Raw genomic sequence first — 17855 nt, 5'->3', positions numbered from 1 at the left:
AATGATTGGTTTATTTTTAGGTGATACAGATTTCCCTGAAATAGTTTTAAAGAAAATAAAAAAATTAAAAAAAAAATATTTTATTATAGATTTTTCAAAAAATAATAAATTTAAAAGAGATAAAAACTCTTACAGGATTAGCATTGGTAAATTTGGAAAAATAATAAAATTAATTAAACAAAAAAAATCTAAAAAAGTTTTGTTTGCAGGTAAAATAGCAAAGCCTAATTTTACATCACTTAGATTAGATTTTAAAGGTATATATTATATGCCAAGTGTTATTAGAGCTTCTAAAATTGGTGATGCTGCAATTATAAAATCTATAATTAGGATTCTTGCAAATGAAGATATTAAAGTTATTAGCTCTGTCTATTTTAATCCAGAACTATCTCTTAAAAAAGGAAATTATACAAAAAATAAGCCTAATAAGAATGATAACAACTCAATTAAAAAAGCTAAAAACTATTTCAATAAAATTAATAGTTTGGATCATATACAGGCTTTAGTTGTCAAAGATGAAAAAATAATTGCAAAAGAGGGAAGGCAAGGAACAAAAAAAATGCTTTCAAAAGTAAAGAAAAATTCAAAAGGTATATTAATAAAATTACCTAAAAATAAACAAGATTTAAGAATGGATTTACCAACTGTTGGTTTGCAAACTTTAAAAGATATAAAAAAATATGGATTAAAGGGTCTAGTTTTAAAATCTAAAAAGAATATTTTTCTCGATAAAAAAGAGGTAATAAATTTTGCAAATAAAAATAAAATTTTTATTAAAATTATATGAAAAAAATCTTTGTATTAACTGGCGAACCATCAGGAGACAAACTTGCATCAACTTTAATTTCAAGATTAAAACTAGAAAATTCTGAAATTGAATATTTATCTGTTGGCGGCACCCACCTAAAGAAACTAGGAATTAATTCTATATATGATTTGAAGGAAATTACATACTTGGGGTTTACAAGTGTATTGCTTAATATTTTTAGAATTAAATCAAAAATAAATAAAACCGTAGAGGAAATTATAAAGTTTAACCCTGATTTATTGTTAAGTGTTGATAGTCCTGATTTTACTTTGCGTGTAGCAGAAAAGGTTAAAAAAATTAATAATAACATTAAAACAATTCACTATGTAGCACCTCAAGTATGGATATGGCGAAAGAATAGAGTTAAAAAAATTAAAAAATTTATTGATCATATTCTTTTATTGTTTGAATTTGAAAAAAAATACTTTGATGAAGAAAATATAAATAATACTTTTGTTGGCCATCCTCTAATAGAAATAAATCAAAATAACAAAACTATTGTTGATAATATTTTACCTAAAAATAAAAAAATAATATCTATATTTCCTGGTAGCAGAAATTCTGAAACTAATGTTTTGTTACCTATATTATTGGATTTTATTAAATTAATGAACAAAAAGCATAATGAATATTTTTTTTATATCCATGCAACAGAAGAAAATAAAAGTTTAATTTTAGAATATGTAAAAAAATATAACTTTGAAAATATTGATATAGTGTCTGATGAAAATATTAAATCTGAAATTTTGTCTAAATCTATTTTTGCTGTTTCAAAATCTGGTACTGTTTCATTACAAATTTGTAATTTTAATGTTCCATCAATTATTATTTATAAACTTAGTTTTATTAATTTTATGATTTTTAAAATGTTAGTTAATGTAAAATTTGCAAATATTATAAATATAATTAATAATCGTGAGATAATTCCTGAATTACTTCAAAAAGAATGCAATGCAGATGAAATTTATAGGTCTGTTATTTATTTTCTTAAAAACCCTGAGTTAATGAAAAAACAAGTAAGTGAGTGCTCCAAAACTTTAGAGGGCATCAGATCTAAAACTTCATCTGCTGGTGAGGCAAGTTCTATTTTAATGAAGTATCTTTCTTAATCTTTTCTCAACATCTGCTTTACCTAAAGATATAACAATATCATATAAGCCTGGTCCAAACTTTGATCCTGTTAGGGCCACTCTTAAAGGTTGGCCTACACCTTTGAAATTTGTTTCATGTTTTTTTATCAAGTTGTTGACTATTGGTTCTAAATTATCTCTAGTTAAACTTTCTAAGTTTTTAATTTCATCTTGAAATTCATTGATTATTTTTTTGGATTTATTGTCAATTAGTTTTAAATCATTTTCATTAAAATTAACCTCATCATTAATGATATATTTTGAATTATTAAATATTTCTTCCAGTGTTTTTGCTTTATTTTTTAAAAATACTAAAGATGATTTTATTTTTGATGCTTTTTCTGTATTAATTTTATCTTTATATTCTTCACAATATCTCAAAAGATGATCATACAGATCATTTTCATCAATATTTTTGATATAGTACTCATTCATTGACAAAATACGGCTCATATCTAATTTTGATGGTGATTTTCCAATACCTTCTAAGTTAAAAAATTTTATACTTTCCTCTAAAGTAAATATTTCTTTGTCTTGATATGACCATCCTAGTCTTAGTAAATAATTTCTTAATGCGTCAGGCATAATTCCAATTTTTGAATAGTCGTCCAATGTTGAAGCATTATCTCTTTTGGATAATTTTTTACCGTCTATTGTGTGAATTAAAGGAATATGGGCAAACAGTGGCACACCCCATTTCATTGCTTCATAAATTTGAATTTGTTTAAAAGTATTTATTTTATGGTCATCACCCCTAATTATATGCGTCATTCCCATTTCATGATCATCTACAGTTGCTGACAAATTATAAGTTGGAGTTCCATCATTTCTTAATATTACAAAATCTTCTATTGTACTGTTTTCAATTTCAACATCGCCCTGAACTAAATCTTTAAGAATTGAACTTCCTTCAATTTTACTTTTAAATCTAATTACAGGTTTAATTTCTTTAGGAGCATCTTTTTCACCTGCATCTCTCCATTTTCTGTTGTAAATATAAGGTATTTTTTTTTGTCTAGCTCTTTTTTTTTGCTCTTCTATCTCTTCAGATGAACAGTAACATTTATAGGCATACCCATTTTTTAATAATTCATGTACAATTTTTACATGATCATCAATTTTACTTGACTGAATATATTCTTCACCATCATGTTTTATCCCTAACCAATTTAAGGATTTAATTATTTGTATTTTATGTTCTTCTTTAGATCTTTCTTTGTCAGTATCTTCAATTCTCAAATGAAAAGTGCCTTTTTGATTTTTCGAATATAACCAATTAAACAAGGCAGTTCTAACACCACCAATGTGAAGAGCCCCAGTAGGAGAGGGAGCAAAACGAGTTGCTACTTTTGACATCAGTGATGTTTAGACTATTTTTTTAGAAGTTTCTATATAAAGATACCAAAACACCTTGAACTTTAACTCTATCAGGGCCAAATATTTTGGTTTCATAGTTTCTATTTGCACTTTCTAATGCAACAACTTTACCTTTTTTACGAATTCTTTTTAACATTGCCTCGTGTTCATCAATTAATGCGACTACAATTTTTCCATTATCTGCTGTATCTGTTCTTTTAATAATAACTGTATCTCCTTCGTGGATTCCAGCTTCAATCATTGAATCTCCTTGAACTTTCAATCCAAAATAATCTCCATTTTTTTCTAAATTATTTGGTAATGGTATTCTTGAAACTTCATTTTGTATTGCTTCAACAGGAGTACCTGCCGCTATTTTTCCTAATACTGGAACTTCCATTTCATCAGAATTGTTAATTTCTTCGTCTAAACCACCTTTGATAACACTTGGCGAAAAACTATTGTAAATATCATTTGCTGAGGCTGTTTCAGGTAATTTTACTACCTCTAAAGCTCTCGCTTTATGAGCTAATCTTTTAATAAATCCTCTTTCTTCTAAGGCGCTAATCAATCTATGAATACCTGACTTTGATTTTAAGTTTAGAGATTGTTTCATCTCTTCGTAAGAAGGAGATACACCAGAACTTCTCAACTTCTTGTTGATAAACAAAAGCAGGTTTTTTTGTTTTTTTGTTAGCATAAGAACAAATATCGTACAAAATATGTTCTATAAAAGTTCTTTTGTTTTAACAATACTAAAAAAAGTGATTAAAATAGGGCTTTAATTGACTACAAAACTGAAAAAATTGAATTTTCATCCAATTTTTTCAAAAGTGATTCACCAATTAAAAAAGTATTAATTGAAGTCTTACTATTTAATTCCAATAATTCTTCTTTAGATTTAATACCACTCTCAGAAATTAGAGGTCCTTTATGGTTTTTTATAACATTATAAATATCATAGGTTGTATTTATATCAGTTTTAAGTGTTTTTAAGTTTCTGTTGTTAATACCAATTAGTGCATCTTTAAAATTTAATGCCTTTTGAGCTTCTTCAACAGTATGTACTTCTACTATTACTGACATATCTAATTTCAACGCCTCTTGATATAAATTGTTTGCAAGATCCTCTGAGACACCAGCTAAAATAATCAGAATTGCATCTGCACCATAACTTTTGGCTAACGGGACTTGAAAAGTATCAATAAAAAAATCTTTACATAAAATTGGTAAATTAACCTTATCTTTTATTTTACTTATATGGATTAAATTTCCTAAAAAATAATCTTCTTCAGTTAAAACTGATAAACAAGTAGCATTATTTTTTAAATAAATATTAGCAATTTCTACTGGATTGTAGTCTTCAATTATAACACCTGCAGAAGGACTTGCTTTTTTTATTTCAGCAATAATTGAAGTTTTATTTTCTTTTAAATTGTTTTCAATTTTATCTTTAAAATTTATGTATGATTTATTTTTTTGTATTAATTCATCTAATTTTTTAAGATCTATTGATTTTTTTAGATTATCAATTTTTTCGATTTTTTTTTTAATTATATTTTCTAAAACGTTTTCAGACATTTTGTATTTGTTCCAAATGTGAAAAAGTTTTACCTGAAAGAATAAATTGTCTTGCATGATTATAGGCCTCTTCAAAATCAACAAACTTTTCTGCGACAATTAAACCGGCTGCAGCATTTAAACAAACTGCTTTTGAAAAATCATTATCTTTACCTTTAAATATTTCAATCATTTTTTCTGCATTAAATTTTGCATCATTACCAATTAAGTTCTCAAATTTTTCTGCATTCACACCAATTGAACTAGGATCAACCAAGATTTCAGATATTTCTCCATTCTTCAATTGTATTATATTTGTTTTTGCATAAGGAGATATTTCATCTAATCCATCTTCGCTATTTACTATCCATGCAAATTTTATATTTAAATTTTTTAATCCCTCCGCAAAAATTCTTAACAATTTTTTGTCAAATACTCCAACAACCTGTCTTTCTACTAGAGCAGGATTGCTTAAAGGACCAATCATGTTGAAAATAGTTCTTTTACCAATTTTCTTTCTTATAGGACCTACAAATCTCATGGCACTATGATAATTTGGAGCGAACATGAAACCAAAATTGTTATTGCTTATTTCTTGTTCTATTTCTCTCGGCTCTAAATCAATTTTAATATTAAGAGCTTCCAAAACGTCTCCAGAGCCACATTTTGAAGATACCGCTTTATTGCCGTGCTTCGCAACTTTTATACCAATGCTAGCTAAAAGTAAGGCTGATGCAGTTGATATATTAACAGTGTTCATACCGTCACCACCTGTACCGCATGTATCTATGCAATCTTGAACGATTACTCTTTTAGATTTTTCTCTAAGCACATAAACACCTCCAGCAATTTCATCTGCAACTTCTCCTTTTTCAGACAGAAGTGTTAAAAAATTATAGATTTGATCCTCATCAGCTTTACCAGTCATTAAAATTTCAAATGCCGATTTACTTTCTTCAAATGTTAAATTTTCTTTATTTTTAAGTTTTTCTAAAATCTTTTCCATAAAATTAATAATTTATAAAATTTTTTAAAATTTTCATTCCCATCTTAGTTTTAATACTTTCTGGGTGAAATTGTACACCATGAATATTAAATTGCTTATGTTGGATAGCCATAATCATCCCATCATCAGTTTCAGCTGTAACCTCTAAATCTTTCGATAGAGTTTTTTTATCAATAACTAAGCTATGATATCTTGTAGCTTCAAATGTACGAGGTAGATTTTTTAAGATCCCAATTTTTTGTGATTTAATTTTACTAGTTTTTCCGTGCATTAATTTTTTTGCTTGAATAATTTTAGATCCAAAAACTTGACCTATAATTTGATGTCCAAGACAAACACCTAAAAAGGGTAATTTTTTATGTAATGATTTTAAAATGCTTATGCAATTTCCAGATTGATTTGGATTTCCAGGTCCAGGTGAAATAACAATTTTATCATATTTTTTTCTTAATATTTCTTTAGAGTTAATTTTATCATTTCGTATAACATCAACTTTTACATTAAATGAAGAAATGTAATGATAAAGATTAAATGTAAAACTGTCATAATTATCTATTAATAATATTCTCATTATCTTAAAGCATTTATCAAAGCTTTTGCCTTGTTCACTGTTTCATCATATTCGTTTATAGGCTTACTATCAGCCACGATACCTGCTCCAGCTTGTACATAGAATTTTTTATTTTTTGCAACAGCTGTTCTTAATGCAATACAAGTATCAAATTCTCCATTAGCAGAAAAGTATCCAATTCCACCAGCGTAAACTTTTCTTTTCGATGTTTCTAATTCATCAATAATTTCCATTGCTCTTATTTTAGGAGCACCAGAAACAGTACCAGCAGGAAATCCTGCCAATAGTGATTTAAATTTTGAAAACTTTTTATTATACTCTCCAACTACATTGGAAACTATATGCATTACATGAGAGTACCTTTCAATTATGAAACTCTCAGTTACCTTTACAGTATTTATTTTTGATACTTTACCAGCATCATTTCTTCCTAAATCTAAAAGCATTAAATGTTCAGAAAGTTCTTTTTTGTCTTTAAGAAGGTCTCTTTCATAAAAAAGATCTTCTTTTTTATTTTTTCCTCTTGGTCTAGTGCCTGCTATTGGTCTAACTGTAATTTTATTATCTCTTAGTCTTACTAAAATTTCTGGACTTGCCCCAATAATTTGGAAGTCATTAAAGTTGAAGTAAAACATAAAAGGAGAGGGGTTAGTTACTCTAAGTTTTTTATAAATTTCCAAAGGTTTTTTTGTTAATTTTGCTTCAAATCTTTGACTTAAAACAACTTGAAAAATATCACCAAGTTTAATGTATTTCTTAGCTTTATTAACCATTGCAAGAAATTTATTTTTAGATGTGTTTGATTTAACTTTAATTTTTTTTTCTTTTAACACTCTTTTTGTATCAATATTTTTGATCGTTGATTGTATTAATAGTTTAAATAGATCAGTTTTTATAGCGTCATACTTTTTTTGATAATTTTTAATTTTTTCATCATTAAAAACATTACTTATATAAAATATTTCTTTTTTTAAATTATCATGAATAACCAAGGTTCTTGGTCTCATCAACCTTACATCAGGTAAATTAAGATCATTTTTACATGAGTTAGGAATTTTTTCTATGTATCTAATAGAGTCGTATGAAAAATAACCTGAAATTAGCGAACAAATCTTAGGTAAATTCTTAGGTGTATCAAATTTAAAACTTTCAATAATTTTTTCTATTAACTCTTCTGGTTTATCTTTAAGAATGATTTTTTTATTTTCAGTAATTAAATATGATTTTTGGTTGTTGAACTCCCATATCTTATCAGGATCTTTACCAAAAATTGTGTATCTACCTTTAATTTTTCCTTTTTCAACAGACTCAAATATAAAACTATTTTTTTCCTCTAAAAAATTATCAATTAAATTTATCACTTCATCATCAGAATTTACTTTTTTAGAAGTGTATATAATCTGATTTTTTTTGCTTCTATGTCGAAACTTAAAATCTTTGAAGCTTCGATTAATTATCATTTGAAATAGTTTTTAATTCTATCAATAGTTTTTTGATTCAATTGAACCTGATATTTGTTATTCAACAGGGTATCGTAAGATTGTAAAATACTTTTTCTTTTGTTTGTATTTTGTGAATTTACAAACCCTTTATATTCCTCACCTTGTTTATTTATAGTATTTTTATTTATATCTTTTATTTTGACTAAAAATATTTGATTATTAGTATTGTTTACTAATGCAAATGAATTTTGAGGTAATGAGTAGAGCATTTTAACTGAATTTACTTCAAACAGCCCATCATCACTAATTGAACTAATTAATCCAGTTTGGATTTTACCCGAACTTAACTCTGTAAATTTACTTTCATTAAATCCATCATTCTGTATTTCTTCAATTATTTTTCTATTATAATCAAATTTACCTTTTTGATAAATAAGTTCGACAATTTCACTTTTTACTATCTCATCATTTAGATTTGGTGAACGATCGTATTCATTCTCTATATTATAAAGAATATAATTATCGCCACTTTCAAATATATCTAATTTGCTTGATTTCTTAGAGTAAATTAACTTTTCGTTCGTACTAGTGTTTTCATCTGGAGCAAATTCATTAATATTATTGACATCCACATTTATGTTTTCGATTATCGAACTAAAACTTTCATTTTGAGAAATTTTATTTTCTATTGCATCAATTTCGTTAAAAAAATCTTGATTAAATTCATCAATTCCAATTAAATTTTTTGGATTTAAAACCACATATTTGAAGTCAATATATTCTCTTTTTAATTGATCTTTATTTTCTTCAATAAATGTGTTGATTTCATCTGATGTATAATCATCTTTAATCTTATATAAATTTTCCATATCGAAGTATTCAATAGATAATGATTTATTGTTTTCTTCAAATTTACTTTCTATTAGAAATTCAGGAGTAACAGTACCTGCACCAATAAAATCAAATAAGTGTTTCTGTAAACCTTGATTTTTTAATTTCAACTCAAACAAAGGAGCAGACATATTATTTGAAAGTAAAAATTTTTCGTATTTAATTCTTTCAAAAGCACCATTCTCGTTTTTAAAATTTTTATTGTCTTTTAAATATTTTAAAATTGTCCTTTCGTTTATAGAAAGTTTGAAATCTTCAATCTCTAGATCAATTAAAGTTGTTGAAATAAGTCCTGATAGTAATTCTTCTATAATGTTGTTGTCTAAATTATTTCTTATCGCTTCTTGTGAAATTCCACTTTGATTAACATAGTCCATGAAATCTTGAGTGGTAACGTTAGTTTTATTTATTTTAGCAATATTATTTTGATTGTTAGTACTAAAGCCACCGCCAAATCCACCAAAGCCAAAAGCTATTATGATGATTATTATTAGAACTAATCCACCAAATTGTTTCCAACCTAAATTTTTTAATTTTTCAACCATAACGTTATAAATTTATTGATCTGTAAAAAACAAATCTATAGATTAAAAAGTCAATTATGACAAATAAATATATGTATTTTATAGCTAATTGGAAAATGTTTGGAGATTTAAAAACTATAAATTCATTAGATAAAGTTATTAAATTCTCAAAAAGTCATAAAAAAAATAAGTTCAAACTAATTTATTGTCCTCCAAATACTCTAATACGCCCAATTTCAAAAAGACTTAGTAAAACAAATATCGAAGTTGGTGCACAAAATTCTCATCAAAATTTAGATTATGGAGCTTTTACAGGTCAGGTTAATGCAAGAATGCTTAAAAGTGTTGGAGCAAAATATGTGATCTTGGGTCATTCTGAAAACAGAATGGCTGGAGAAAATGACAATCTAATTAATCTTAAAATAAAAAATTCAATTAAATCTGGTTTAAAAATTATTTTTTGTATTGGTGAAACTCTAAAACAAAAAAGAGATAAAAAGACTAATCAAGTTTTGAATAGTCAATTAAAGAAAGGATTAAAATCTATCAAAAAAATTAATGATATAATTATTGCGTACGAACCAGTATGGTCAATTGGAACTGGTTTAATTCCTTCATCACAGGAACTGTCTAAATCAATTAAATTTATAAAAAGTAAATTTGGAAAAAAATCTCCAAAAGTTTTATATGGAGGCTCTGTTAACAGTAAAAATATTGATCAATTAAAAATAATTCCTGACATAGATGGTTTTTTAATAGGTGGAGCATCACAAAATTCAAAGAAATTTATTGATATAATTAAAAAAACCATTAATTAGTCCACCATGGAAACATTATTACTTGTAATTAACATCATACTTGCATTTATTTTAGTAGTGCTTGTGCTACTTCAAAAATCAGAGGGTGGAGCTCTAGGTATTGGTGTTTCACAAGAAAATTTCATGCTATCGAGATCAGCTGGTAGTTTTATTACCAAAGCAACTGCGATAGTTGCAACTTTATTTATCATTTGTAGCCTAGCGCTGACAATAATTTCAAGAGCAGAATTAACGCCTACAGGATCAGTTTTAGACACGGTTGAAGAAAAAACTGAAGATACTCCATCAATTCCTGAAAATAATTAATTAATACTTTCTATTTCTTTTTTTATTAGCTATAAGATAATTCCATGGCGCGATATATATTTGTCACTGGCGGCGTGGTTTCATCACTTGGAAAAGGTCTATCATCAGCATCGCTAGCATATCTTCTGCAATCTCGAGGTTACAAAGTTAGGCTTAGAAAATTAGATCCTTACTTAAATGTAGATCCTGGAACAATGAGTCCATTCCAGCATGGAGAGGTTTTTGTAACTGATGATGGCGCTGAAACAGATTTAGATTTAGGTCACTATGAAAGATTTTCAGGAGTTACTGCTAAGAAAACAGATAATATTACTACAGGAAAAATTTATAGCGATGTTCTGAGGAAAGAAAGAAAAGGAGAATATCTTGGAAAGACAGTACAAGTTATTCCACATATAACCGATAGAATTAAAGAATTTATTAAATACGATACGTCAAAAGAAGATTTTGTAATTTGCGAAATAGGTGGAATTGTAGGTGATATTGAAAGCTTACCATTTGTTGAGGCTATAAGACAATTTTCAAATGATATTGGAAAAAAAAATGCTTTATTTATTCATTTAACTTTAGTTCCATATTTAAAAGCATCAGATGAAATAAAAACTAAACCAACTCAACACTCCGTAAAAGAATTGAGAAGTATTGGTATTCAACCTGATATAATTATTTGCAGGTCAGAAAGACCAATACCTTTGGAGCACAGAAAAAAAATATCTCTATTTTGTAATGTTGATATTAAAAATGTAATTGAAACAGTTGATGTTAAAACAATTTATGAAGCCCCGATTAGTTTTGCTAAAGAAAAGTTAGATATTCAAGTTTTAGATTACTTTAAAATAAAATCTAAAAAATCAAATAATCTAAACCCTTGGAAGAAAATTACTAAAATTACACTTAATACAAAAAAACAAGTTAATATTGCGATAATAGGTAAATATGTAGAATTAAAAGATGCATATAAATCATTAGATGAAGCCTTAACGCATGGAGGAATTACAAACAACCTGAAGGTAAATTTAGTTAGAATTGATTCAGAAAAACTAAAAGTTTCAGAAATTAAAAGTAAACTTAAAAATGTTTCAGGTATTCTAATACCAGGAGGATTTGGAAAAAGAGGAACTGAGGGAAAAATCGAAGCAATTAAATATGCCAGAATTAACAAAATACCATTTCTAGGTATTTGTTACGGTATGCAAATGGCAATAATAGAATTTGCTAGAAATAAATTAAAAATTAAAAAAGCAACTTCTTCAGAGTTTGATAAAGGTGGTGTTCATATAATTGGTTTAATGAATGAGTGGGAAAAAAGTGGAAAAAAAGTTAAAGGTACAGATAAAAATTTAGGTGGAACAATGAGACTTGGTTCTTATGATGCTATTTTAAAAGATAAGTCTAAAATTAGAGATATCTATAAATCAAGATTAATCAAAGAAAGACACAGACATAGATATGAAGTGGATATTTCATTTAATGAAAAATTTGAGAAAAATGGACTAATATTTTCTGGTTTATCACCAGATAATAAACTTCCTGAGATAATTGAACTTAAAAATCATCCTTGGTTTATTGGAGTTCAGTTCCATCCTGAATTTAAATCTAGACCTTTATCTCCTCATCCTTTATTCTCTTCATTTATCAAAGCAGCAAAAAATCATAAATGAGTAGTATTACAGTTAATTGTGGGAACATAGAAATTTCAAATGATAAAAAAATTTGTATTATTGCTGGTCCATGTCAGCTTGAAACAGAACAGCATGCAATGGACATGGCTGGAAAAATAAAAGAAATAACTTCTAAATATGGTTTAGGTTTTATTTATAAAACTTCTTTTGATAAAGCTAACCGAACAAGTTTAAAAGGTAAGAGGGGTGCTGGTTTGGAAGCTTCATTACCTGTGTTTGACAAAATTAAAAAAGAATTAAATGTTCCAATTTTAACTGATATTCATAATTCAGAGCAATGTTCAGTAGTTGCTAATCACGTTGATGTTTTACAAATTCCAGCTTTTCTTTGCAGACAAACTGATCTTTTAATTGCTGCTGCAAAAACAAATAAAATTATAAATGTTAAAAAAGGTCAATTTTTAGCTCCTTGGGACATGGTAAATGTTACAAAAAAAATATCAGACTCAGGAAATTTAAATATTCTTGTTACTGAAAGAGGTGCAAGTTTTGGATACAACACTTTGGTTTCTGACATGAGATCTTTACCTATTATGGCTAAGAATGGTTATCCAGTTATTTTTGATGCAACACATTCAGTTCAACAACCTGGAGGACAAGGAGAGTCTTCTGGAGGTCAAAGAGAATTTGTTGAGTATCTTGCAAGAGCAGCTGTTGCCGTTGGGGTTGCTGGTGTATTTATAGAAACTCATCAAGATCCTGATAATGCACCATCTGATGGACCTAACATGGTTCCTCTATATAAACTAGAAAATTTACTAAAACAATTAACTGAAATTGACAAGCTTATTAAGTGAGTAAAATAACAAAAGTTAAAGCACGGCAAGTTTTTGATAGTCGAGGAAATCCAACTATAGAAGCTGAGGTGTATGCAAATGATTTAAGTGCATCTGCAATATGCCCATCAGGTGCATCAACCGGAACTTATGAAGCTTTTGAAAAACGAGATAAAAATAACAAGAAGTATTTAGGTAAAAGTGTTTTAAAAGCTGTTGAATTAGTAAATTCAAAAATTTCAAAAAAATTAAAAGGTCAAAGCGTTCATAATCAAGAGAGAATTGATGCTTTATTAATTAATTTAGATGGTACGAGACAAAAAACCAATTTAGGTGCAAATGCTATGCTTGCAGTATCAATGGCTGTAAAAAAACTTTCTGCAAAAGTAAAAAAACTACCTTTGTATAAAACATTTTTTTTAAAAAATAATTTTCAATTACCTTATCCATTAATGAATATTATTAATGGTGGAGCTCATGCCAACAATGGTCTTAGAATACAAGAATTTATGATACGACCAGATAGAGCAAAAAGTTTCTCAGAAGCAATGAGGATTTGTTTTGTTGTAATTAAAAACCTAAGTAATTTAATAAAAAACAAAGGTTATTCTACTTCAGTTGGTGATGAAGGTGGTTTTGCACCTATGATTAGTAGCAATAACCAGGCTTTAGATTTGATTGTTTCAGCAATTAAGAAATCTGGATTTGTTAATGGTAAAGATGTTTCAATTTGTTTGGATGTGGCTGCAAATGAACTATTAAAAAAAAACAAATATTCAATCCATTCAAAAAGTTTTGTAAGCGTTGAAAAATCAATTAAAGAATACCAAAAAATTATCAAGAAATATAAAATTAAATCTATAGAAGATCCTTTTGCAGAAAATGATTGGTTAGCTTGGAATAAATTAATGCGTTCAGTAAAAAAAGTTCAGATTGTGGGAGATGATCTTTATGTTACAAATCTTGAGAGATTAAAAAAAGGATTTTTAAATATTTCATCTAATTCTATATTAATTAAACTTAATCAGATAGGTACTGTTTCTGAAACTCTAGATGTAATTAAATTTGCTCAAACTATCGGTTATAAAACAATAATTTCTCATAGGTCCGGAGATAGTGAGGACACATTCATTGCTGATTTGGCAGTTGGAACAAATTCTAATCAAATTAAAACAGGATCTTTAGCACGTTCAGAAAGAGTTGCTAAATACAATCAATTAATTCGTATTGAAGAAGAACTTGGAAATAAGGCAAGAATGAATAAAATCAATTAATGTTGAGATTAATAAAAAGAAATTATTTTTTATTAACATCAATTTTTTTAATATTTTATTTTATTTTTAATTTAGTCTCTGGAGAAAGAGGGCTTTTTTCATATTTTGAAAAAAAAAAACTTTTGTCTGACTTGAAAAAAGAAGAGGCATTATTAATTAATAATATAGAGGATATTGATCATAAGAATTCTCTATTAAGTACAAATCTGGATTTAGATTATGTGGAAATATTAATCAGAGAAAGATTTTTATTTGGTAAAAAAGGTGAAACAATTTATTTAATTAAAAAAGATGAAAAGTAGACATCCCGAAAAAGAAAATAAGCCAATAAATCCAATTAAAAAAAAACCAGATTGGATTAGATCAAAGCTTACAAATAGCAAAGAATTTTTTTTAACAAAAACAATAGTTAATAATAATAATTTAGTAACTGTTTGTCAGGAAGCAAACTGTCCAAATATTACTGAGTGCTGGAGTAAGAGACACGCAACTTTTATGATAATGGGTGATACATGTACAAGAGCGTGTGCTTTCTGTGATGTTAAAACTGGTGTTCCAGGAAATTTAGATCCATTAGAACCGATCAAAATTGCACAAGCTGTAAAAAAATTAAATTTAAAACATGTTGTAATAACTTCAGTTGATAGAGATGATCTACATGATGGAGGATCTGAACATTTTTATGATGTGATCAACCAAACAAGAAAATCAAACCCACATACAACTATAGAAGTTTTAACACCAGACTTTTTAAGAAAAGGGGACGCATATAAAAAAGTTATTGATGCCAAACCAGATGTTTTCAATCATAATATTGAGACTGTACCCAGTCTTTATTTAAAAGTAAGACCAGGATCTAGATATTTTGCATCCTTAGAGCTTTTAAAAAATGCAAAGAAAATTGATAAAAATATTTTTACTAAATCTGGAATTATGGTTGGGTTAGGAGAAACAAGAGATGAAATATTGCAAGTTATGGATGATTTAAGAGCAGCTGATGTAGATTTTATAACTATCGGTCAGTACTTGCAGCCATCAACAAAACATTTTCCATTAAATAGGTATTATACACCAAAAGAATTTCATGATTTAGGAACTATAGCAAAAGCTAAGGGATTTTTATTAGTTTCCTCATCACCTTTAACAAGATCTTCTTATCATGCTGATGAGGATTTTGCTAAGTTACAACAAAACAGAATAAAAAATTAATTAATGCCTAAAGCATCAGTCACACGTCATATCGCACGTGATAAACAAACATTAATTGATTTTGTTTTAGATATTGAAAAGTATCCTGAATTCATTCCATTTTGCATAGACTCAAAAGTTTATGAAACAAATGACGAGAAAGATGTAAAAAAAATAATTGCTGATCTGACAATTGGTAAAAGACCCTTTATAGATACTTATAAAAGTGATGTAAGATATGATAAAAAAAATGACTCTATACATGTAACTAATATTGATGGTCCCTTAAAACATCTTGAAAATAATTGGAAATTTGTAGAAAAAGATAATTTAACAGAAGTTAAATTTGATGTTGATTTTGAAATTAAAAATAAGTTTTTGAATTTAATAATGGAAAAATCATTTCAATTTGGTTTAAACAAAATAGCTGATGCTTTTCAAAAAAGGGCTGAAAATCTTTAAGAAATAATTTTTGTAATTTTATTTAATACTTCTCTTACTGTATTTTTTTGAATACTTGATCTGTTCTTAGATTTAAATTTATTTTCTAAAATTAATAAATATTTTCCTGTTTTAATCCCAATATAGACAAGACCAACTGGTTTTAATTTTGATCCTCCTCCTGGCCCAGCTATACCAGTAATTGATACATTAATTTTGCTTTTAGAAATTTTAGATAAATTTTTTAACATTTCTTCACAGCATTCTTTGCTTACAGCACCATGTTTTTTAATGATATTTCTATCTACTTTTAAGATTTTGATCTTCGCTTCATTAGAGTAAGTAATTAAACCCATTTGAAAGTATTTGGATGAATTTGCTAGTTTAGTAAGATTGCTAGCTAACAAACCTCCTGTACATGATTCAGCTACAGAAATTGTTAATTTTTTATCTATCAATTTTTTATGTATTTTTTTTAAATTCATCAAAATATGAAACTAACCAAATAGACTACAACCATTGAGTAAAGACCAGCCATTATATCATCCATAATTATACCAAAATAATTTTTATGATTTTTATCGAAATAGCTTACCGGAAATGGCTTTAAAATATCAAAAAATCTAAATGATAATAAAGATATGATGTAATAAAATTCAATAGCAATATTGATTTGATTAGTTTGATTTAAATATAGCAGAAGTATCAAAGGCATCGATTGACCCAAAACTTCATCGATTACAATTTGTCTAGGATCTTTATTTTCAAATTCACTCTCTGTGTCTTTGACTGCATAAAAAGAGTAAAAAAACAAAATAATAAAAAAAACTATTGAGAATTTTAAACTTGTATAATCAAGAATTTCATAAGCTATATAAATAAAGATTGCTGTAACAATTGAAGCAACAGTACCAGGCATTTTTGTTAAGTATCCGTAACCAAAGAAAGTTGAGATTAAAACATTAATTTTTTTCATTTTGATATCGAACAAATTACTTCACAGGCAATTGCTTTTTCTTTTCCTATTAATCCAAGTTTTTCTGTAGTCTTACCTTTTAAATTAATTAAATCTTTATTTAAATCTAAAAGATTAGAAAGCGAATTTATTATTTTATTTCTGTATTTTGATATTTTTGGTTTTTCACATATCAAATTTATATCTAAATTATTGATATGGTAATTATTTGAATTTAACAATTCTACTATTGGTTTTAGCATTTTTGGAGATCTAATATTTTTAAATTTGTTACTGTTATCTGGAAAAAAAGTTCCAATATCTTTTTTTCTCATAGCTCCCAATATTGAGTCAATTATAGAATGAATAATTACATCACCATCAGAATGTCCTTTTAATCCTGAGTGATAAGGTATTTTAACACCTCCTAAATAAAGTTTTTTACCTCTGATTAATCTATGGATATCGAATCCAATACCAAAATAAGTTATTTTTTCTTTAATATCTTCTTTGAAAGTAATTTTAGTATTTAAATTTTCACCTTGAATGAATTTTACTTTAATATTGTTTTCAATAAATAATGTTGCTTCGTCTGTAACTATCTTTTTTTGCTTTATTGATAAATTATATAAATCTTTAAAATTAAAAGCTTGGGGGGTTTGAGTTAAAATTGAATTATCTCGATTTAAATTAAATATCAGATTCTTAATCTGATATTTAATTGAGTCTTTTGATTTAATTACAGGTATGACAGCCTTATGTTTTTTTAGCGTACTGATTAATTTTTTTAAAAGAAGCAAAGTAAAATTTGGTCTTGCTGCATCGTGTATAAGAACATTGGTGGGTTTGTATTTCTTAATAAACTTTAAAGCTATTAACGAAGAATCAGATCTTTCTTTCCCACCAATTATAATGGAGACATTTTTTGCAAATTTTTCTTTAATTTCATTTTTTTTGTTAACTACAATTATTATTTTTTTAAAAAGTTTTGATTTTAAAGCCTTATCGACAGAATGTTTGAATAAAGGTTTGCCTTCATAAATGTTGTATTGTTTGGGTTTTTTTGAATTAAACCTTTTGCTTTGTCCTGAAGCTAGTATTATAAAATAGTTACTCATATTTATAGA

At 26.8% G+C, this 17855-nt stretch carries 20 protein-coding genes; 10 read left to right on the top strand and 10 right to left on the bottom strand.

Annotation, left to right across the window (positions count from 1 at the left end):
• The first annotated feature begins 1 nt into the window (after window position 1).
• Both lpxI and lpxB read left to right on the top strand, forming a co-directional pair.
• Window positions 2-787 carry a UDP-2,3-diacylglucosamine diphosphatase LpxI domain-containing protein gene (gene lpxI / locus ACTTAS_RS03210; RefSeq protein WP_440678306.1) on the top strand — a complete coding sequence of 262 codons (786 nt, stop codon included), beginning with the start codon at window positions 2-4 and terminating at the stop codon, window positions 785-787.
• Entirely contained in the window at window positions 784-1917 is a 1134-nt protein-coding gene (gene lpxB, locus ACTTAS_RS03205) for a lipid-A-disaccharide synthase (RefSeq protein ID WP_440678305.1), read from the top strand. The genes lpxI and lpxB overlap by 4 nt, the downstream gene beginning before the upstream one ends.
• On the opposite strand, the gene gltX is transcribed toward lpxB, so the two are convergent.
• From gltX to ACTTAS_RS03170, 7 genes are all read right to left on the bottom strand, one after another.
• On the bottom strand, window positions 1897-3294 hold the full coding sequence (gene gltX, locus ACTTAS_RS03200; RefSeq protein ID WP_440678304.1) for a glutamate--tRNA ligase: 1398 nt from the start codon (window positions 3292-3294) through the stop codon (window positions 1897-1899). The genes lpxB and gltX overlap by 21 nt on opposite strands.
• Before the next feature lie 22 nt (window positions 3295-3316).
• Window positions 3317-3994: a transcriptional repressor LexA gene (lexA, locus tag ACTTAS_RS03195; protein ID WP_262589277.1), complete on the bottom strand. Its 678-nt coding sequence runs from the start codon at window positions 3992-3994 to the stop codon at window positions 3317-3319.
• 89 nt (window positions 3995-4083) lie between these two features.
• Window positions 4084-4875 carry an indole-3-glycerol phosphate synthase TrpC gene (locus ACTTAS_RS03190; RefSeq protein ID WP_440678303.1) on the bottom strand — a complete coding sequence of 264 codons (792 nt, stop codon included), beginning with the start codon at window positions 4873-4875 and terminating at the stop codon, window positions 4084-4086.
• Entirely contained in the window at window positions 4868-5860 is a 993-nt protein-coding gene (gene trpD, locus ACTTAS_RS03185) for an anthranilate phosphoribosyltransferase (RefSeq protein WP_440678302.1), read from the bottom strand. The genes ACTTAS_RS03190 and trpD overlap by 8 nt, the downstream gene beginning before the upstream one ends.
• 4 nt (window positions 5861-5864) lie before the next feature.
• Window positions 5865-6431 (bottom strand): anthranilate synthase component II, encoded by a 567-nt coding sequence (locus ACTTAS_RS03180; RefSeq protein WP_440678301.1) that lies wholly within the window; start codon window positions 6429-6431, stop codon window positions 5865-5867.
• Window positions 6431-7891, bottom strand: a complete 1461-nt coding sequence (gene trpE / locus ACTTAS_RS03175) for an anthranilate synthase component I (protein ID WP_440678300.1) — start codon at window positions 7889-7891, stop codon at window positions 6431-6433. The genes ACTTAS_RS03180 and trpE overlap by 1 nt, the downstream gene beginning before the upstream one ends.
• A complete protein-coding gene (locus tag ACTTAS_RS03170; RefSeq protein WP_440678299.1) occupies window positions 7888-9309 on the bottom strand; it encodes a SurA N-terminal domain-containing protein in 1422 nt (473 codons plus the stop codon). Before ACTTAS_RS03170 ends, trpE begins: the two co-directional genes overlap by 4 nt.
• 56 nt (window positions 9310-9365) lie before the next feature.
• Here ACTTAS_RS03170 and tpiA point away from each other — a divergent pair, with 56 nt between their 5' ends.
• Genes tpiA through ACTTAS_RS03130 form a run of 8 tightly spaced genes read left to right on the top strand, consistent with a single transcriptional unit; the run spans window position 9366 to window position 15794 of the window.
• Complete coding sequence (gene tpiA, locus ACTTAS_RS03165) at window positions 9366-10106, top strand: triose-phosphate isomerase (RefSeq protein ID WP_440678298.1); 741 nt, start codon at window positions 9366-9368, stop codon at window positions 10104-10106.
• A 6-nt stretch (window positions 10107-10112) separates the two neighbouring features.
• Window positions 10113-10412: a preprotein translocase subunit SecG gene (secG, locus tag ACTTAS_RS03160; RefSeq protein ID WP_075506676.1), complete on the top strand. Its 300-nt coding sequence runs from the start codon at window positions 10113-10115 to the stop codon at window positions 10410-10412.
• A 44-nt stretch (window positions 10413-10456) separates the two neighbouring features.
• A complete protein-coding gene (locus ACTTAS_RS03155; protein WP_440678297.1) occupies window positions 10457-12073 on the top strand; it encodes a CTP synthase in 1617 nt (538 codons plus the stop codon).
• A complete protein-coding gene (gene kdsA, locus ACTTAS_RS03150; RefSeq protein ID WP_440678296.1) occupies window positions 12070-12891 on the top strand; it encodes a 3-deoxy-8-phosphooctulonate synthase in 822 nt (273 codons plus the stop codon). Before ACTTAS_RS03155 ends, kdsA begins: the two co-directional genes overlap by 4 nt.
• Window positions 12888-14144, top strand: a complete 1257-nt coding sequence (gene eno, locus ACTTAS_RS03145; RefSeq protein WP_440678295.1) for a phosphopyruvate hydratase — start codon at window positions 12888-12890, stop codon at window positions 14142-14144. The genes kdsA and eno overlap by 4 nt, the downstream gene beginning before the upstream one ends.
• Complete coding sequence (locus tag ACTTAS_RS03140) at window positions 14144-14446, top strand: FtsB family cell division protein (protein WP_440678294.1); 303 nt, start codon at window positions 14144-14146, stop codon at window positions 14444-14446. The genes eno and ACTTAS_RS03140 overlap by 1 nt, the downstream gene beginning before the upstream one ends.
• Window positions 14436-15353, top strand: coding sequence for a lipoyl synthase (gene lipA, locus ACTTAS_RS03135; RefSeq protein ID WP_440678293.1), 918 nt, complete (start codon window positions 14436-14438; stop codon window positions 15351-15353). The genes ACTTAS_RS03140 and lipA overlap by 11 nt, the downstream gene beginning before the upstream one ends.
• Window positions 15354-15356: 3 nt before the next feature.
• Window positions 15357-15794 carry a type II toxin-antitoxin system RatA family toxin gene (locus ACTTAS_RS03130; RefSeq protein ID WP_440678292.1) on the top strand — a complete coding sequence of 146 codons (438 nt, stop codon included), beginning with the start codon at window positions 15357-15359 and terminating at the stop codon, window positions 15792-15794.
• Here ACTTAS_RS03130 and ACTTAS_RS03125 read toward each other — a convergent pair.
• The 3 genes from ACTTAS_RS03125 to ispF are packed head-to-tail and all read right to left on the bottom strand — an operon-like array spanning window position 15791 to window position 17846.
• Window positions 15791-16258 (bottom strand): CinA family protein, encoded by a 468-nt coding sequence (locus tag ACTTAS_RS03125; RefSeq protein ID WP_440678291.1) that lies wholly within the window; start codon window positions 16256-16258, stop codon window positions 15791-15793. The two genes, ACTTAS_RS03130 and ACTTAS_RS03125, sit on opposite strands and share 4 nt — an antisense overlap.
• Window positions 16258-16749: a phosphatidylglycerophosphatase A family protein gene (locus ACTTAS_RS03120; RefSeq protein ID WP_440678290.1), complete on the bottom strand. Its 492-nt coding sequence runs from the start codon at window positions 16747-16749 to the stop codon at window positions 16258-16260. The genes ACTTAS_RS03125 and ACTTAS_RS03120 overlap by 1 nt, the downstream gene beginning before the upstream one ends.
• Window positions 16746-17846: a 2-C-methyl-D-erythritol 2,4-cyclodiphosphate synthase gene (ispF, locus tag ACTTAS_RS03115; RefSeq protein ID WP_440678289.1), complete on the bottom strand. Its 1101-nt coding sequence runs from the start codon at window positions 17844-17846 to the stop codon at window positions 16746-16748. The genes ACTTAS_RS03120 and ispF overlap by 4 nt, the downstream gene beginning before the upstream one ends.
• Window positions 17847-17855: the final 9 nt, after the last annotated feature.

The organism is Candidatus Pelagibacter sp. HIMB1611 (assembly GCF_052047715.1).
GTDB lineage: Bacteria > Pseudomonadota > Alphaproteobacteria > Pelagibacterales > Pelagibacteraceae > Pelagibacter.
This window is presented reverse-complemented; position numbering and strand designations above follow the sequence as displayed.

What these genes read in the sequence shown, in the direction of transcription:
- trpD (WP_440678302.1), bottom strand. Translation starts at nt 5,860, where the DNA reads ATGGAAAAGATTTTAGAAAAACTTAAAAATAAAGAAAATTTAACATTT.
- lpxB (WP_440678305.1), top strand. Translation starts at nt 784, where the DNA reads ATGAAAAAAATCTTTGTATTAACTGGCGAACCATCAGGAGACAAACTT.
- ACTTAS_RS03190 (WP_440678303.1), bottom strand. Translation starts at nt 4,875, where the DNA reads ATGTCTGAAAACGTTTTAGAAAATATAATTAAAAAAAAAATCGAAAAA.
- ACTTAS_RS03155 (WP_440678297.1), top strand. Translation starts at nt 10,457, where the DNA reads ATGGCGCGATATATATTTGTCACTGGCGGCGTGGTTTCATCACTTGGA.
- secG (WP_075506676.1), top strand. Translation starts at nt 10,113, where the DNA reads ATGGAAACATTATTACTTGTAATTAACATCATACTTGCATTTATTTTA.
- lexA (WP_262589277.1), bottom strand. Translation starts at nt 3,994, where the DNA reads ATGCTAACAAAAAAACAAAAAAACCTGCTTTTGTTTATCAACAAGAAG.
- lipA (WP_440678293.1), top strand. Translation starts at nt 14,436, where the DNA reads ATGAAAAGTAGACATCCCGAAAAAGAAAATAAGCCAATAAATCCAATT.
- ACTTAS_RS03120 (WP_440678290.1), bottom strand. Translation starts at nt 16,749, where the DNA reads ATGAAAAAAATTAATGTTTTAATCTCAACTTTCTTTGGTTACGGATAC.
- ispF (WP_440678289.1), bottom strand. Translation starts at nt 17,846, where the DNA reads ATGAGTAACTATTTTATAATACTAGCTTCAGGACAAAGCAAAAGGTTT.
- ACTTAS_RS03125 (WP_440678291.1), bottom strand. Translation starts at nt 16,258, where the DNA reads ATGAATTTAAAAAAAATACATAAAAAATTGATAGATAAAAAATTAACA.
- ACTTAS_RS03130 (WP_440678292.1), top strand. Translation starts at nt 15,357, where the DNA reads ATGCCTAAAGCATCAGTCACACGTCATATCGCACGTGATAAACAAACA.
- tpiA (WP_440678298.1), top strand. Translation starts at nt 9,366, where the DNA reads ATGACAAATAAATATATGTATTTTATAGCTAATTGGAAAATGTTTGGA.
- kdsA (WP_440678296.1), top strand. Translation starts at nt 12,070, where the DNA reads ATGAGTAGTATTACAGTTAATTGTGGGAACATAGAAATTTCAAATGAT.
- gltX (WP_440678304.1), bottom strand. Translation starts at nt 3,294, where the DNA reads ATGTCAAAAGTAGCAACTCGTTTTGCTCCCTCTCCTACTGGGGCTCTT.
- ACTTAS_RS03170 (WP_440678299.1), bottom strand. Translation starts at nt 9,309, where the DNA reads ATGGTTGAAAAATTAAAAAATTTAGGTTGGAAACAATTTGGTGGATTA.
- ACTTAS_RS03180 (WP_440678301.1), bottom strand. Translation starts at nt 6,431, where the DNA reads ATGAGAATATTATTAATAGATAATTATGACAGTTTTACATTTAATCTT.
- lpxI (WP_440678306.1), top strand. Translation starts at nt 2, where the DNA reads ATGATTGGTTTATTTTTAGGTGATACAGATTTCCCTGAAATAGTTTTA.
- trpE (WP_440678300.1), bottom strand. Translation starts at nt 7,891, where the DNA reads ATGATAATTAATCGAAGCTTCAAAGATTTTAAGTTTCGACATAGAAGC.
- ACTTAS_RS03140 (WP_440678294.1), top strand. Translation starts at nt 14,144, where the DNA reads ATGTTGAGATTAATAAAAAGAAATTATTTTTTATTAACATCAATTTTT.